Origin of the sequence: Paenibacillus pinistramenti (assembly GCF_005869875.1) — a bacterium.
GTDB classification, from domain to species: Bacteria; Bacillota; Bacilli; order Paenibacillales; family Paenibacillaceae; genus Fontibacillus; species Fontibacillus pinistramenti.
Map to the genome: position 1 here is coordinate 1 of NZ_VAWG01000005.1, position 15,926 is coordinate 15,926.

The 15,926-nt window shown below is 46.1% G+C and carries 12 protein-coding genes and 1 pseudogene; 7 read left to right on the plus strand and 6 right to left on the minus strand.

The features are described 5' to 3' along the window. From FCN15_RS08310 to FCN15_RS08325, 4 genes are all read left to right on the plus strand, one after another. Positions 1-596 (plus strand): IS256 family transposase (locus FCN15_RS08310; RefSeq protein WP_203232108.1); only part of this gene is annotated, 596 nt, incomplete at its 5' end. Between the two features lie 208 nt (positions 597-804). Then, positions 805-2,130, plus strand: a complete 1,326-nt coding sequence (locus FCN15_RS08315) for a hypothetical protein (RefSeq protein ID WP_138494552.1) — start codon at positions 805-807, stop codon at positions 2,128-2,130. A 4-nt stretch (positions 2,131-2,134) separates the two neighbouring features. After that, the gene (locus FCN15_RS08320) at positions 2,135-4,159 is read left to right on the plus strand and encodes an McrB family protein (protein ID WP_138494553.1); all 2,025 of its coding nucleotides are present in this window, start codon (positions 2,135-2,137) and stop codon (positions 4,157-4,159) included. Beyond that, positions 4,143-5,990, plus strand: coding sequence for a DUF2357 domain-containing protein (locus FCN15_RS08325; protein ID WP_138494554.1), 1,848 nt, complete (start codon positions 4,143-4,145; stop codon positions 5,988-5,990). Before FCN15_RS08320 ends, FCN15_RS08325 begins: the two co-directional genes overlap by 17 nt. Before the next feature lie 270 nt (positions 5,991-6,260). Here the strand turns inward: FCN15_RS08325 and FCN15_RS08330 are convergent, their stop codons facing one another. Further along, on the minus strand, positions 6,261-6,458 hold the full coding sequence (locus FCN15_RS08330) for an IS3 family transposase (RefSeq protein ID WP_138494555.1): 198 nt from the start codon (positions 6,456-6,458) through the stop codon (positions 6,261-6,263). Between the two features lie 110 nt (positions 6,459-6,568). Here FCN15_RS08330 and FCN15_RS08335 point away from each other — a divergent pair. The 3 genes and pseudogenes from FCN15_RS08335 to FCN15_RS08345 all read left to right on the plus strand — a co-directional run. After that, positions 6,569-6,880, plus strand: a pseudogene (locus FCN15_RS08335) (RNA 2'-phosphotransferase); the annotation flags it as partial. 266 nt (positions 6,881-7,146) lie between these two features. Beyond that, positions 7,147-8,430 (plus strand): carbohydrate-binding domain-containing protein, encoded by a 1,284-nt coding sequence (locus FCN15_RS08340; protein ID WP_138494557.1) that lies wholly within the window; start codon positions 7,147-7,149, stop codon positions 8,428-8,430. 245 nt (positions 8,431-8,675) lie between these two features. Beyond that, the gene (locus FCN15_RS08345; RefSeq protein WP_138494558.1) at positions 8,676-9,497 is read left to right on the plus strand and encodes a nuclease-related domain-containing protein; all 822 of its coding nucleotides are present in this window, start codon (positions 8,676-8,678) and stop codon (positions 9,495-9,497) included. A gap of 163 nt (positions 9,498-9,660) precedes the next feature. Here the strand turns inward: FCN15_RS08345 and FCN15_RS08350 are convergent, their stop codons facing one another. The 5 genes from FCN15_RS08350 to pelF form a co-directional block, all read right to left on the minus strand. Next, the gene (locus FCN15_RS08350; RefSeq protein ID WP_138494559.1) at positions 9,661-9,864 is read right to left on the minus strand and encodes a DUF2536 family protein; all 204 of its coding nucleotides are present in this window, start codon (positions 9,862-9,864) and stop codon (positions 9,661-9,663) included. Positions 9,865-9,948: 84 nt separating this feature from the next. Beyond that, positions 9,949-10,629 carry a DUF4956 domain-containing protein gene (locus tag FCN15_RS08355; protein ID WP_138494560.1) on the minus strand — a complete coding sequence of 227 codons (681 nt, stop codon included), beginning with the start codon at positions 10,627-10,629 and terminating at the stop codon, positions 9,949-9,951. Positions 10,630-10,645: 16 nt separating this feature from the next. Continuing rightward, positions 10,646-11,356, minus strand: coding sequence for a polyphosphate polymerase domain-containing protein (locus FCN15_RS08360; protein WP_138494561.1), 711 nt, complete (start codon positions 11,354-11,356; stop codon positions 10,646-10,648). A gap of 1 nt (position 11,357) precedes the next feature. Continuing rightward, the gene (gene pelG / locus FCN15_RS08365; RefSeq protein WP_138494562.1) at positions 11,358-14,504 is read right to left on the minus strand and encodes an exopolysaccharide Pel transporter PelG; all 3,147 of its coding nucleotides are present in this window, start codon (positions 14,502-14,504) and stop codon (positions 11,358-11,360) included. Continuing rightward, positions 14,480-15,922, minus strand: a complete 1,443-nt coding sequence (gene pelF / locus FCN15_RS08370; RefSeq protein ID WP_138494563.1) for a GT4 family glycosyltransferase PelF — start codon at positions 15,920-15,922, stop codon at positions 14,480-14,482. Before pelF ends, pelG begins: the two co-directional genes overlap by 25 nt. Positions 15,923-15,926 lie beyond the last annotated feature (4 nt).

A 15,926-nucleotide genomic window follows, 5' to 3' on the forward strand; every position in this document is an offset into this window, starting at 1 on the left:
CCATTGCTCCAACAGAGTCTGCTTACCTATGGAATGATCTCCTTCAAGATGTGAAAGCACGCGGCACCGAAGAGGTTTTGCTCTTTATCTCCGATGGTTTAAAGGGCATTGTGTCTGCCATTGAGCAAGTTTATCCTAAAGCGAAATACCAGTCTTGCTGTGTCCATGTATCACGCAGCATCGCCCACAAAGTACGTGTAACGGACCGGCTTGAGATCTGCCATGATTTTAAAGCCGTATACCGTGCGGAGAGTGAAGAACAAGGAAAGGCCGCTCTAGAAGAGTTCTGTACCAAGTGGAAATCCAGCTATCCCAAGGTTGTAAAATCTCTGCAGGAAAACCCCTATATCTTCACATTCTACCGCTTTCCAAAGTCCATATGGAGAAGCATTTACTCTACGAATCTCATCGAGTCGTTTAATAAGCAGATTAAGAAGTACACCAAGCGCAAAGAGCAATTTCCACACGAAGAATCACTGGAGAAGTTCTTAGTTGCTCAGTTTGAAGATTACAACCAGCAATTTGCAACTCGTTGCCATACCGGCTTTGACCAGGCACGCGCTGAACTTCTAGCAATGTTCACAACCACCGACTAAACAACGGCATCTACAAGAAATGGTTTTTCTATTTACACAAATTTCTTGACGCTACCCCAGCTCGTATGGAGATTTAAGTTTTTTCTTATAAATAGAATGGTTAAATTTACCCATAAGAAGAGGTATACTAGTCTAAGGAGATGATTAATTTGAGTTAATATATTTTAAGAAGAAAAAAAACGAGGTGGAATTGAAAGGGTGGTATTCGTTGTCAGAAGCAATAGATTTTTATGTTAGCCTCTTGGATGATAAAAGTGCAGATGAAATTCTTCAGAAATTCAAGGAAACAGTTCCGGGGTTTTCAAAGCAACCTCCATTAAAATTGAAAAAGAATCACATTATTCAAATATTTAAACGTCAAACACTTAAATCAAAAAGACGAAAAGTCGATCCATTTTTACAACACTTTTATAATGGACAAGATCTTAATGATTTATCAGAAGCTACTTCAAATGAAGACTTTTTAGCAAGATTATCTTGTAAGAATATACCTGATCATTTGAAAGTAGCTTTGATTATTAAATATGATATCAAGCTCGCTGAAGAGATATTACCGGAGTTACAAAGGAAATTAGAAAACAATGAAAAACTCTTCGATTATACTTTAGAGATTCAGACAGATGAGGAGGCGCTTAGGTTATTAAACCAAAATCTTTATCTTTATGCTCACCAAAAAGAGTCTCTTTTTAAATCAGCATTATTATTACTATCTAATGAACAAATTAAACAATTCAAGATAGAACATAATAAAGTGAAAACATTATCACCCAAGGAATTCTACGTTTACTATCAGAGTGCTCTGGAGTATGGTTTATCCTCACTTGCTTATGCAATTCAACGTGACAATTTAGACTACACTACAAGGTACGGGTTAGTATTAAATTTCCTATATGATTTAGCTAGAAAAGGAAAAGCAGCAGTAGATGAATTAGAGAAATCACAAATTCATAAAGTTAAACTTCAGGAGGTAGAAGGTTCATTAAAGGAACTTAAATTAAAACTTAAATCAGCGGAAGAAAGTAGCAAAGAATTGGCTGCCGCACAAAGATCAGTTAACAACCTTCAAAAAGAGATTAGGGATATAAAAGTTACGCTTACAAATAAAGAACTGGAAAATCGGAAGTTAGGTGAAATAAATACGTCAAAAATTGAGGAACAAAAGACTTTATATCAGACCATAATCCGAGAAAAAGATCAAGAAATTCTTAATCTTCGTCATCAATTAGAGAGCTGGAAGGTCGATATAACAGAAAAAATTAATAGCTTTTGCGTGCTATATGAGTCCTCTGACGTATCACTCGCCCAATATCTATTTCCAGAAGTAATATTTGTTACCTTTAAGGATTGGGAAAAACAAAAAGATTCTCTTATTAAGAACGGACTCACCAGAATATATATTCAGCAAAATGGCATATCTTCGAAAAAATTATTTGCATTACAAAAGTCGCTAAATGGAATTCAGTATTCAACTTTTGTAATGCATGATCATAAATCTTTAATTGAACTTTTATCTATTTGGAAGCGGGGAGAATAATCGAATGTTTAGACTAGATCCAGAAGAGAAAAAAATATATGCGAATATATCACAATGCTTAATGCTGGGTACATTGACAAGTAAAGATAACTTGAATGGTTCAATAGACGAACCAGTCGTGCCAAGAGGACAATCTAACAATCCGCAATTTTTTATTAAACCAGTATCTCCAGAACCTGTCCCTTTACTAGAATTAAATGTAATGTTACTAGAACGTAACATAAATCCTTTATATATCGGGTTGACTGATAATAACCTCAGGTTTCCACGTAATTTTTATCCAGCAGGATATACCTATACTTATGATTTAGATAAACGCATTGAGGCTTTAAGAAATCGATTAGAAAACAAATTAATTGTATTCCGGCCCCAGGTTAATTACATGATGGCTGCGGATGGGTACTCCGAGAAAATATTCAAGAATCTAGAGATAAAAAATATAGATGATGGATATAAAGAAGGTTCCGAGTATATATCCGTTCCTAAGTTAACAATGGGCGTAAGCTCTTGGGAATCGTCTCTTCAGTCAGGCAAGGCCCTTCGCTTTCAGGATTATTACTATCATGCAGAAGGACCAAAGTATGTTATTTGTGGAGAGTATCTATATAAGCTAAATGGTTCTTGGAAAGATTCAGTGGATCAAGGATGGGCTTACGAATCTTCACTAGAAACCGTAGAAAGAGTTAAAATTGATCCTGATGCAATTTCTGAGTATCAGATTTACGGTAGTGATTATTTAGTTTTCCTTGATAAGCAGTATTTACATGAAGCAAACTTTAGTTTCACTCAAGTTGGAAACTCAGATAAGGAACGCCTAGAAGTAAAACAAGACATCATAATTAGCACTTCCCCTCAACAAAATAATGAGGATGAGGTTGATCAAGATGAAATTAACTATGATGACTTAGAAAGTCAGTTTCTAGAGCACTTAAAAACATTAGGAGAGTCAAAGGGACTATTCTATCAAATGAATGACCTTGTTAATTTCCATGTAAGTGTGAAAACTAACCCTATAACCGTTCTTGCCGGCATGTCAGGGACAGGGAAATCTCAATTAGCTTTACTTTATGCAGAAGCCATGGGACTTAAACAAGAGAAGAATACCCTTCTGGTCTTACCTATTAGTCCGAGTTATACAGAACCCAGTGATTTACTAGGATACCTTAACTCTTCTACAGGTCTTTATGTTCCTTCAGACACAGGTTTTGTAGAATTTTTGAAACATGCTAAAGATTATCCTGAACAAATGCACATGATTGCTTTTGACGAAATGAATTTGAGTCAAGTAGAATACTGGTTTGCCCCATTTATTAGTATTTTGGAATTGCCAGAAAACCAAGAACGAAAGTTGAGATTGTATAATAAAGAAACAGCTACCTGTCACAATCGCTCATATTATCCTGATTCAATTGAAATAGGGGATAACATTGTATTTATCGGTACTGCTAATATAGATGAAACAACGAAAAACTTTTCAGATAGATTTCTAGATCGAGCTAATGTAGTAACACTGCAAAAACTATCCTTTAGTTCTTTATTGGCAAGAGAACTTGTCGAACCTACTAAACCTCTTATTTCATTTGGTTCAAAAGATGTTTTTACTAAATGGAGTAGTAAAGATCCAGCGATAAGTGCGTTTAGTTTGGAAGAGCTAAAATTTTTCGACGAGCTTCACGAAACAATACAACAGTATGATTATCAAAAAGGAGTTTCTCACCGTGTTATTCGAAAAATGGGGGAATATTTAAACTCTATTCCACTAAATCAACTAGGTAAACCATACCTTGACCGTAAAATAGTAATTGATCTTCAAGTTAAACAACGTATTCTTACTAAGATCCGGGGTTCTTCCGAACAATTTCAAGAATTAGTCGGAATTGCGAGTGACAACCAAGAGGATGTAAAACAAAGTAAGCTATTTGATCTATTTACTAGCAATAGGGCAAGGGAAATTAGTGACTTCGAATTTACTCTATTGGAAATACATCGTAAAGCTCGGGAGATGGCAATCCATGATTATGCATCCTAAAGTATTCATTGGTAGACGATTTAATCATGAAAATTGGATAGATGCTGAACTTACACTGGTAAAGTATGATTCCCAGAAGTTATTTCCTTCGGTGGAAGTTAGTGAATATCAAGCAATTCGAATTAGCTTCGACTCTTATAGTAGTTCTGACCGATTGTATGTTGATCAATTTGATAGCGATGATATATTAGTTCTTGAACCAGGGAGTGTAAAAGAGCTTGTTCAAATTCGGGATATTGATCATATGCCCGCCCCTGGACATTACATGGTTCGCCTTGAAACACAGCAAGGAATTTATCAAGGTATGTATACAATTAAAGGCAGTAACTTCGACGAAGACCGTTTGTTTTATCTCAGAAGTTATTTAGAACAAAAGGTTTCTGGGCTGTCTTATGATCTTGTAACAAGGCGATTTGGTGCATACATAGACGATGGTCAATCTTCTGTTCATGTACTGAATGTGTACAGGCATATACAAGCGAATTATTCGAAATTAAAGCATGCCCTTGAATCAATAATTGAGACCCCCTCTGAACATATAATGCAGCAGTATAATATACGGTCAGTGTCTAAAAAGCCAGATATAAAAAGTCAACGTTGGCTTGCTATGAAGGGTGGAAGGAATAACACAAACCTAGACCGTCCAGAACATTATTATGAAAGACATGCAGTATTAACAACCAATGTTGTTGAAAATCAGTGGATTAAATGGTTCCTTGTTTTCCTAAAACGCAACCTAAAGGGCTTAGAAAATGGATTTAGAAATCGACTTGAAGGGCAACTGAATAAAGTCAATTACTCGAAAAGTCGCCTTTCCCAAGTAGATGACAGTTTATTTCGGTACGATCAAGCTTTTATAAAATATGGGAATGAGAAAGTGGTGAAACAACTTAGGATTGAACGGGATGGAATTACAAGAACTTTACAACAACAGGAAGATGAAGCTGTAAAAATCCAGAATGAGTTTCATAAAATACTGAAAATGATCGGTATGTTTTCAAGGTATCTAGAAGAAACCTGGTTAAAAGATATAAAGTATAAGCCAGTTTTTAAAAGACCACCGACCTTCGTACTCCGAGATCAACGTTATTCAGTTTTGTATCGTTTATACAAAGAAATCAATCTTCAGATGAAGCGAAACTCCTCAAATAAGCACAGCACATATCCCTACAATCGCTCTTCTAAATTGATGGAAGTTTATTCGACTTGCTTAATAATTGATGTGTTGACTGATTTAGGGTTTAGTTGGGATACCGGATGGCTTGCTGACCATTCACAAGAGAGATTTATTGGTGAATTGTTAACGGGAGAGAAGATGAGCTTTATACAAGATGGTTACAGATTGGATCTAACATATGACCAAGAGTTACCAAGACGTTTGAATGAAGATGAGTATGGTTTTATCGCGAATATCCATAATAGACCTGACATTCGATTGGATATATATGATACTACAGGCAAGCTAGTTCAGGCTTTAGTTGTCGAAGTTAAATATCGTAAGTATAGGTATTTATGGAATACTCAGTTCAACAGGGAGACAGATGATTTTATTCAAATAAGCGATTATAACCGCATTCTGTATCGTTGCCCAATTGATATGAATCGTACGAGTAAAATAAATAAGGTTATTGCGCTATATCCCAGACAATCAAATAGTGTTGCTTTTGAACATAAGCATGATGGAAGTGTAACTTTTATTCAAATTGAACCGGTTGACCCTACTACAAAAGAAGTACCTTTTGGATATGAACATCTAAAGAATGAGATTAGTCAATTTATTAATCAAAATATTTCTTTGCACAAAAATGAAGAGGCGGAAAGGGTTCTATAGTAGTTTTTACTTCAAATTGCAGGGGAAATTAATGGTTTAATATTTGTTTAATGAATTAGATATAAAATAAAGCACATATATAAGAAGTTCCTTAGAGGAATAATGAAAGAACTATTATTGTATATAATTGTTTTGGCGCTAATGAGCTCGTTTATCAGATTATTGCAACACCTCCACTCCAGTGAAGTACCATCAATAATCGTTAGAAGAAGAACTGGAGTTGTCAAATAAAGAGCAGTTTGAAAACACACTCATCCAGAAATCTCATTACTAAGCTGCTTGTGACAGCATTTTCTCACGATAAATAGCTGGCGGCCAGCCACCTGGATTAGAGGTGTAGATCCGCCGCCTGTTGTAGTAGACCATGATGTATCTGAAAATGACCGATTTTACATAGGCCATTGGATAGTGCTCTGTGTGGATCTTGTACAGCTTTTCTTTCTTTAGCGTAGCAAAAAAACTTTCCATTCTTGCGTTATCATAGCAACGGCCTGTGCCACTCATGCTCTGGCAGTCAGGGTAGTCAGGGTAGCAGCGCGGGGCTGAATCCATTGGGATTCAAGCCCTCTTTTTATATTCAAACGAGATGGGCATGGGTAGGGCAGAAGGATATCGAGCAGGTGGTCTGCAATTCGGAGAAACAGCGGTTTGAAATTAAAGGTGATCATATAAGCGCAAGATACGGCCACAGCCATGATAAAGTACAGTATCCGGCAGGCGAACCTCCGGCTGTTTTATATCACGGTACGAATAACAAGGCCCTGGCGGCAATCCTGAAGGAAGGCTTGAAGCCGATGGGCCGGCAGTACGTGCATTTGTCGGAAGGCACTCATTTTGCATCGTTTGCGGGAAGCCGCAGAGGAGAGCTGGTTCTGCTGAGGATCGACACCTCTATAGAGCTGAGCTCAAAGTTCGTGCAGATTTCTTGATCAGCCTTAAAAATTTGCTTCATATTGCATTTCATATTGCGCTTCATATTTCTTGCATGTTCCCTCAAACGGGTCGTTTGGGGGATTTTTTTATTCCTGACTTTAAAAATTTCTCCACCATCCATTCTTTAAGTTTGATTTAAGCTCCAGCCCTCATGATGTAACTATCAGGAAGACATCATGCTAACCATTCAACAATAAATACCAATCATTTAAGGAGTGTTCATATGAAATCCAAAAAACTTATCAACGTAAGCGCCATTATGATGGCCTTATTACTCAGCGTATCTGCTGTGGGGTGCTCTAGTTCACAGGACAGCAGCGGGGCTGCAGCGACTCAAACTTCAAGTACAGCAGTGACATCAAGCGCTGCAGCAGCTTCAACAGACACAGCGGCTTCAAGCACTGCAACGGATTCAACTACTGCTGCAGCGGGTTCCACAAACGGAACTTCAACTGAAACTGCTGCTCTGGACACCACAGACATGTTCAGTGACCGGGATTTGGAGCAGACGGCGGACCTGACAGCGGCCACACAAGTTACATTGGAGAGCAATAAGGATGTGACGCTGAGCAAGGAAGGTGTCTATGTTTTGAGCGGTGATGTAACCAACACAACCGTTGTGGTCGATGCTCCTGAGGATGCTAAAGTTCAAATCGTCCTGGACGGCGCCAGCATTACGAATGAGGATTCGCCGGCCATTTATGTGAAGGCTGCGGATAAAGTGTTTGTGACCTCTACGGACAGTGAGAACCATATGGAAGTTACCGGAAGCTACGTTGCGGATGGGGATACCAATCTGGATGCGGTTATTTATTCCAAAGCGGATCTGACTCTGAACGGAAAAGGAACCTTGGAGATTGTATCTAAAGCAGGGAACGGGATCTCTTCCAAGGATGATCTAAAAATCACTGGAGGCGTCTATACGATCAACTCTTCTTCAGATGCTATTGAAGCAAATGACGCCATTCTGATCAATGAGGGGACGGTTACCATAGATTCGGGTAAAGACGCCCTGCAAAGCGAGAACGATGAAGATTCCTCTCTGGGATACATCTACATTAAAGGCGGCACCTTAAATATCTCTGCTGCAGATGATGCGATCCGGGCGAACAGCACTGTGCAGATCGATGGCGGCACGATTAACATCAAGACCTGTGAAGAGGGCATCGAGGCAACGAATATCAAGATCAATGACGGCAAGATTACGATGTATGCGAACAATGACGGCATCAACGCCGCACCAAAAGTCAATTCGACGGTGGCTATTGAAGTGAACGGCGGTACGATTGATGTAAGCATGGCCAGCGGCGATACGGACGCCTTCGACTCGGACGGCGATCTGTATGTCAACGGCGGCACGATTAACGTAGAAGCTTCCTCTTCCTTTGATGCTGACGGTACGGCGCAGCTGAATGGCGGCGACGTCACGGTCAACGGGGAGAAAATCACCGAAATTACCCAGTCACGCGGCGGCGGTGGCGGCGGAGGCCGGGGCAAGCGCGGATAAGGAAGGATAGGAGTTAACGTGAATTAAGGAGTGCAAGTGTGGAAAAAGGAGTTTAATTGTGGAAAAGTATCCCTCAAACGAGTTTGTTTGGGGGATTTTTTTTGTGAGGGCGGAGCGAGGGCTGTCTGGGTATGGCCCCACTAACGGTCCAGAATTGACGCGGGAACGCGGAGTTAAACGAGCGGGAGAAGCTGCCGATAAAGAAGGTAGAGTTAAAATTATCCAAAAGGGAACGGAGAATCTCTATGCTGAGCAAACTATTTTCCTTATTTAACAAGCCCAAACCTGGCAGCCCGCCGCAGAACATGAATACAGCCTTCCCGCAGCCCCGCAACCAAACTGCACCCGCCTCTCAGCACACGCAGCCCCGCAAAAAAATCGAAGCCTCACGCATTGGCGAACTGGGCGAGTATAAGATCAATATCCAGCTCGATCAGCTGCCGAAGGAATGCAGGTCCTTGAGCGATCTGATGCTGAGAAACCCGAAGTCCCGCACCGGCTATTCCCAGATTGACCATTTGGTGATCACGCCTTATGCCCTCTTTGTGATTGAAACGAAGAACTACAACGGCGAAATCAAAGGCGGGCGGTCTGACAAGCAGTGGTCGGTCAGCAGCCGGTTTAAGATGTACAATCCTTTGATGCAGAATTACGGGCATATCAAAGCTGTTGAAGGTGTACTTGCGGATGGGCCGAATGGACCGGACGCGTTGCAAGTGCCGCAATTGCAGCAGGTGCCGCAATTGCAGCAGGTGCCGAAGCTGCGGTTTGTGTCGATGGTTTCTTTTACGATGAGATGCCGGTTCAGCATTGACCCCGAGCTCCGCAAAATCCATTCGGACGAGCTGGTCGTCTACGATACCGAGCTTTCCGAGTTTATTAGCAGGAAGCTGGTCCGGCTGAAGACGGAGCACCCGGAACCGCTGTTCTCTCAAGAAGCGATGCAGCGCATTTATGATAAGCTGAGCCAGGCGAATATTACCGATCCGGCTCTGCGGGCCGAGCATATTGATGGAATTAAGACGGCTCAGAAGCCTTCCGGACATGGTCAGAAAAATATCAAATAGGCGTCTCAAAATAGAGCCTTATTAAAGAACACAAGAAGACCGCTCCCTCCCGGGGCGGTCTCCTGATTTTTCCGGCGTTATACCGGGCAGCGCCTTGCCTATCATCTATCATCTATCATCTTTCATCTATCATCTATCATCTATCATCACGCCCGCCCAGCCCTCAAGCCTTAAAATGAACCGCCGCGCTGTACTGCAGCTGGTTGCGGACCGGATCAAAGACGGCCTGATGCTGAACGGAATGCACTTTGAGCAGTAGCGCTTTGTTGATCTCGATCCGCTCCTCGATGGTTCTCTCCAGAGTCTTGAGATCATAAGCCTGGAAGAACTCTACTTTATCCTGAATCGTATCCAGTGTAATGCCCACACGATCACCTCCTGCACGAAATTATTTAAAAAAAAATTCCCCAGCCGGATTGGCCGGGCCGGGGAAGCAAAGCTCATTGTACAATTACTGCGCGTAATCGCCTGTATAGTTGAGCAGCGAAACGTCCATGACGCCTTCGATGGCCGAAAGGTCATGGAGAAAGGCCGTGTTGTCGTCCCGCAGGCGGAGTTCGACGGTCATTTCCACGTAATCCTTGCGCACAGTCTTGGACTTCAAATTGAACTTCAGGTGCTGCAGCTGGCTGCGCACGGCAGAAGTAGCGCTCTCCGCGTGGCGGATGATGAGCAGAAACGGCTGCTCGCGCATTTTGCGGCGGGCGAGCAGGACCAGCACAGCGCCGATCACCAGCGAACCGAGGACAGCCATCGGATACAGCTTGGCTCCGGCAGCGATGCCGGCGGCGATGGACCAGAACATGTACACAATGTCCAGCGGGTCTTTGACCGCAGTCCGGAATCGCACGATGCTGAGCGCGCCGACCATGCCGAGCGACAGCACGATGTTGGAGCTGATCGTCATAATGATCATACTGGTAATCATGCACATGAGGACGAAAGCGGCATTGTAATTGTAGCTGTAGACGACCCCGCGGAACGTCTTACGGTAGATGTAGAAGATAAACAGGCCGATGCCGAGCGACACGGCCAGGCCGATCAGCACATCGACATACGACACGCTTCCAAAGATGTCCAGGCGGGTGACGCTGTTTTTAAATAAGTCCTGAAAATTAAGATTTTCGTTCATGTCTCGGTGAATCCCCTTATCGTTTGAAATGAAGCATGGCTGCTTCTCGGCAAATTACGTATTTCGAAATGGTCGAACGGTTGCTGGCAGCCGGGGTGGCCGCAAGGCGGATGTCCTCGGCGAGGAATTCGTTGTACTTGATTTCAAGGATGGTCAGAGCCGGGTCCAGCATTTCCGTCAGGATGAGCCCGGGCGCGAACAGGTCTACGCCGTTCACTCCGGCGGCCAGCCGCTTATCAAAGGTGATGCGCACATCGCCGCGGTCGTACACATAAGCTTCACGCAGGTAATCGACAATCGTCACCGGGCGGAAGCCCTTATGGACAAGCGCCAGATAAAAATCCCTCACTAACGGATAGCTGGAGCCGTCAACGGCCGTATATTCCCCGTGGAGCACGGCGTCGTACTGCTCTCTGGTCAGAGGGGCGCTTTCTTTGCTGACGTAATTGCCGTACTTGCTCTTGCGTTCCAGCTTGATCGTTTGGTCCCCGCCGTTATAGATGCGGATCCGGAACTTGTCCCGGGCGAATACGCCGTTGACCTTATCGTACAGCGCATGGTCGGCAGGACTGTCAAAATAAAGGCTGCGGATGCCGTAGCCGTCCGGGCCCGTTGAATTCGGGTCCAGCGGCAGCAGGGACGACACGCGCTGGCGGATCGATAAATAGTCGAAAGCGTGCAGGTAATATTTGTGCTCATGCCGGAGAGGGCGGCCCATAAATTCCATATTAGTTCACCTTAACCTCTCTAACCCCGTAGTAAGGCGTGTTCTCCGAATCGTAGTAAATATCAAACGCGATTTGGGAGTGCCCGTTACCGTCGCTGGCGGTCACCTTCCAGTAATAAGTCCCGGAAGCCAGGCCGGCCACCGTGAGGCTTGTATTTGCCGTGCTGGTCTGCTTGACGATTTTGGTAAAGAGCGGATCTTTAGCAAGGGTGAAGGTGTAGGTCAAATCGTCACCCTGCAGGTCAAACGAAGCATCCCAGCTGAATACCGCGCCTGCGGCTTCCTGCTGAAGATCATTCAGGAAGAACGGCTTCGGCTTCTGCAGGTCTTCCTTGAAACGCTGGATGGAGCGCTCAGGCACCTCGCTGATGGCTTTCATATCCTCCGGAATATCGCCTACAAGCGCCGGGAAGAAATCCCGGTCCGGGCTTTGCGCAGCGTATTTTTCCGTGATTGGACTGTACTTGGCAATGAGGTCCGACACGGTCTTGCTGTTGATATACTTCTTGTAAATTTCGTCGATTTTATTCTCAAGCAGCTGTACATTCTCCTGGCTGCGGAAGAAGCGGTTATGCAGCTTCACGCTCCAGTAGTTGCTGATGCCGCTGTTGTACGGGCCGATACTGTTGATGCTGCGCTGCAGCTCCCAGGCTCCGTCGTAGTCCCAAGGGAGGAAGTACCATTTGTCGGAGTTCAGCGGAGAATACAGCAGGAAATTCTGCGCGTCCGTATCCATATTGTCCATCAGAATGTTGCAGGCGAGCCAGGTCAAGTAATTGTCGAGGTCAAAATGCTTCTCGATCACTTCATTGATCGGAATAGACATATTGTTCACATCGGCCAGCATGTCCAGAAGCTTGGTATGATCCTCGCGTCCCCGGATCTCCAGATGGGTTTCGAACATGGCTTTATCATACTGCGGATCGTCCTGGGATTTCAGGTCATCCGGATATTCCAGGAATTCGAACATGGTCGCTTTGTACAGCTCGCCGTACGGGTCCAGCCAGTGATTTTTAAGGAAAGTCTTGTTCGGCTGCTCGATTTGGGTGTACAGCCCGTAATCCTCATATTTTACACTTGCGGGAGTGCCGCCGTCGCTGAGGTCCTTCACATACAAATGAACAAAACGGGTCCGCAGGCTCGTCATGCCCGGAATGGTCTCGAACAGGTCAAAGCTCAGCTTGTTGCGCAGGCGGGAAGGGTCATAGGAGTGCTTGTTCAGATTGATGGTGCTCTGATCGTTCCACAGTCCGGCCTGGTCGCTTAAATTAATCTTGTAGGAACGCTGGGAAGCGTAACGTGCTGTGTTCCCGCGCAGGGAAATGGTGCCGTTGGAGCCGTTGGCCGAATAGCCGAAGGAGCCCTTCGTTGGTCCACTCCCGTCAGCAGCGCCTTCCTGAAAAATAATCTTGAGGCTGCCTTCATCCATTCGGCTTGTAATCCGGTTAAGCTGGTACCAGTCCAGGTCTGCTTGATCTCCGGATTGTTCCTGCGGCAGCACTGTCATATACAGCGTATCCACCTCGGAATCGTTGTCCCGTTCATAGATCCGCTTGTCTTCGGTCAAAGTGCTGGCGGACGTGCCGGAAGAAGAAGCTGCTGCTGTCTGGCCGGAGCCTGAGGAGCCTGACGTACCGGACGCGCCAGCCGAGTTAGTAGAACCGGACGAACTGCTGGAGCAGGCCGAGAGCAGCACCACCGCCGCGATCAGGCCTGCTGAGAGAGAGGCAGATTTGGCCAGCATTTTGCGGGAACGCTTCGGGGCCGGAGGCGTGAGCGGCTGGGCACAGAACGTATGGTAATCAATATTGCGCACGTACCGCACCATCCGTGTCAGAGCGAGCACCAGAACGGCGAATGAAGCAATAAGCATGCCGTAGCCGTGGTAGTCCATCCGCATGCTTAAAGCCGAGAATGCAAGGTTAAGCAGTACAAAAATTCCGCTGATCATAATAACACCTTTCCGGTCATCGTAGTAGAGCAGGAGAAGCAGGATCACAAACGTAATGATGAACATGTAGTAGCCCAGCAGCAGTACGATGTAGACATCGAGCTGCTCCATGCTGAAGCCGATTAAGGGCAGCAGCTTGATGCCCAGTGCCAGCGCGAGGATGGTGAACATCAGCTGGATTTCCATCAGGAAGGTCAGCTCTTTGACGAGGGAACGCTGCATTTCGCTCCGCGCTGCCGAAATTTCCTCCCAGGTGCCGCGCTGCCGGATCAGATCGTAATAGCTGCGGAATTTATCGTAAAAGTTCGTTTCCACGGCCACCGTAAATACAATAAGCGACGGTATGACGCTGATGTATGCGTAGAAGACCGGAGTATCGTAGAACGGCGACACGAGATAACGGCCGGCAATCAGGTTATGGTAAGGGCCAAACCAGTACACAAAGCTGTGAATGTACACCCCTGCGTACAGAAACGTCCCGATTCCCATCAGGGAAGGATACTTCCGGAAATAGGAGATGAAGCTGAAATACAGCTTGGAATCCCGCACCGGGAACACCTCTTCAAAGTGCCGGTTGGTCATGAGCAGCACGGTTAAGAAACCGGCATCAACAGCAGCCAGCATCCACGCCGCTGAAGGAGAATCTATAAAGGCACTGACCGCCCAGGAGCCGCCGACCGCGATCAGGCCGCTGACCAGAAAGCTGCGGAAGATGCGCTTGTAATCCTTCAGAGCCGAAAGGTGAACGGATTGAATCCACAGGAGGATCAGCTCCATAAACAGCAGAAAGGCCGCTGCTTTGTAAGCAAAGCTTGCCTCTACGCCCTCCAGGAACAGCAGCGCCGCTCCTGCCCCGACAGGCAGGCAGATTGCTGCAGCGCCGTAATAGGAGGACAGGGCGTGCTCGTATTTTTTCTGAAACAGCATGTCCGCCAGGAACCGGGTCAGCACCATGGAGACGCCGCCGGTGATGAGTACGGAGAAGATAAAGGCATAGACAATCGTGGACAAGAACAATTCGCGCTCCAGATAAGCCGCATCCGAGATGCTCATCAAGTACTGGATGCCGGCCACCATGCCTATGCACAGCGCCATCGGGCCGACGGTCGACATTGAGGAGTAGGCGTATGCCCGCAGATGACGAAGGAGCCCGTGCTCACGGTATAACTTTCTTAATTCAAAGCCGATGCCGGCCATGCTCCAGCCTCCTTGTAGTGATCGTATAGTTCGCGGTAGCTTCGGATAAATGCGGAATGGGTATAGAGCGCTTCAGCCCGCGCCAGTCCGCTGGCCCCCATCTGCTCCCGCAGCTCCCGGCTGTGTCCAAGCTTCACGACCGCTCCCGCCATGCGGTCATAGTGCATGACAGGGACGGTGAAGCCGGCAGGGCCGAAGGGATCGCCCCGGCCATCCAGCAGCTCGCGGCAGCTTCCGACATCGGTCGTTACACAGGGCTTGCCGGCAGCCATCGCTTCAAGGATGGCCAGCGGCATGCCTTCGCTGATGCTGGACAGGACGATAATATCCAGCTTGCCAAGGTATTCCCGGATATTAACCTGACCTGTAAAGGTGATATCCGATATCCCCAGCGTGTCTGCCAATTCAACGCACTCGCGGAAGTAATCTTTGTCTTCGTCGGTCGGTCCCATGATGTGAAGCTCTGCCTCAGGCAGCTCTCTCTTCACAAGAGCAAAGCTTTGGATCATGGTCTTGATATCCTTGATCGGCACAAGCCGGACAATCGCGCCGATCCGCAGCGGCCCGCCTTCGGGAGGAGGACCGGCGACACTTGCATAATCGGCAACGTTTACCCCGTTCGGGATAATCTTGATTTTGCGTTCGTCGCAGCCGATTTCCATTTCAATCTCTTTGTTGCGGCCAAACAGCGTGATAACTTCATCGCTCATCGTGTAAGCCGCTTCTGACAGGCGGTAGAAATAGCGGATCCAGAGGTCCTTAAAATAACCCTGCACCCAGTCGGCCTTGATGATTTCTTCCTCGCGCTCGCGGGAATAGATACCGTGCTCCGTCAGAAGAAACGGCTTGCCGTACAGATGCTTGCCGAGAGCGCCCAGCACGCCGGCGTAACCGGTCGAGACGCTGTGATACAGATCGGCCTCCGGAATGTCGCCGCGGATCGTCAGCAGCAGCGGCAGCATCATCGAACGGACGGTCCAGTACATCTCGGTGAATGGAATATGCGCATAATCCTCGCGGCAACGCTCTGTAAGGACTTGGAAAAACTCCCGGCTCATCAGCAGATGACCGGCGGTGGCGACCCGGTCCGAGCGGATCAGGTCGAACAGGCAAGCCCAGTTCAAGGCCTTGCCGCCGCCGAGAAGGGCGCTGAGCGCTTCCCGTTCTTCTGCGCTCAGACGAAGGCGGTCCCTTGCAGGCGGAGCATCTTTCATAAAGCTGTTCAGAAAAACTTCCTTCACCTCCACGATATTGGGAGGAAGAGTGTAACGGAATTGGCCCCGCTGCTTCTCATCTGCCCCGATAGCCAAAATAACAAATTCATGCTTCGGCATATGGGTGGCGAGTGAGTGAATCCAGCTGGAGACCCCGCCGGTGATATAGGGATAAGACCCCTCTGCAATCATGCATATTCTCATAGGA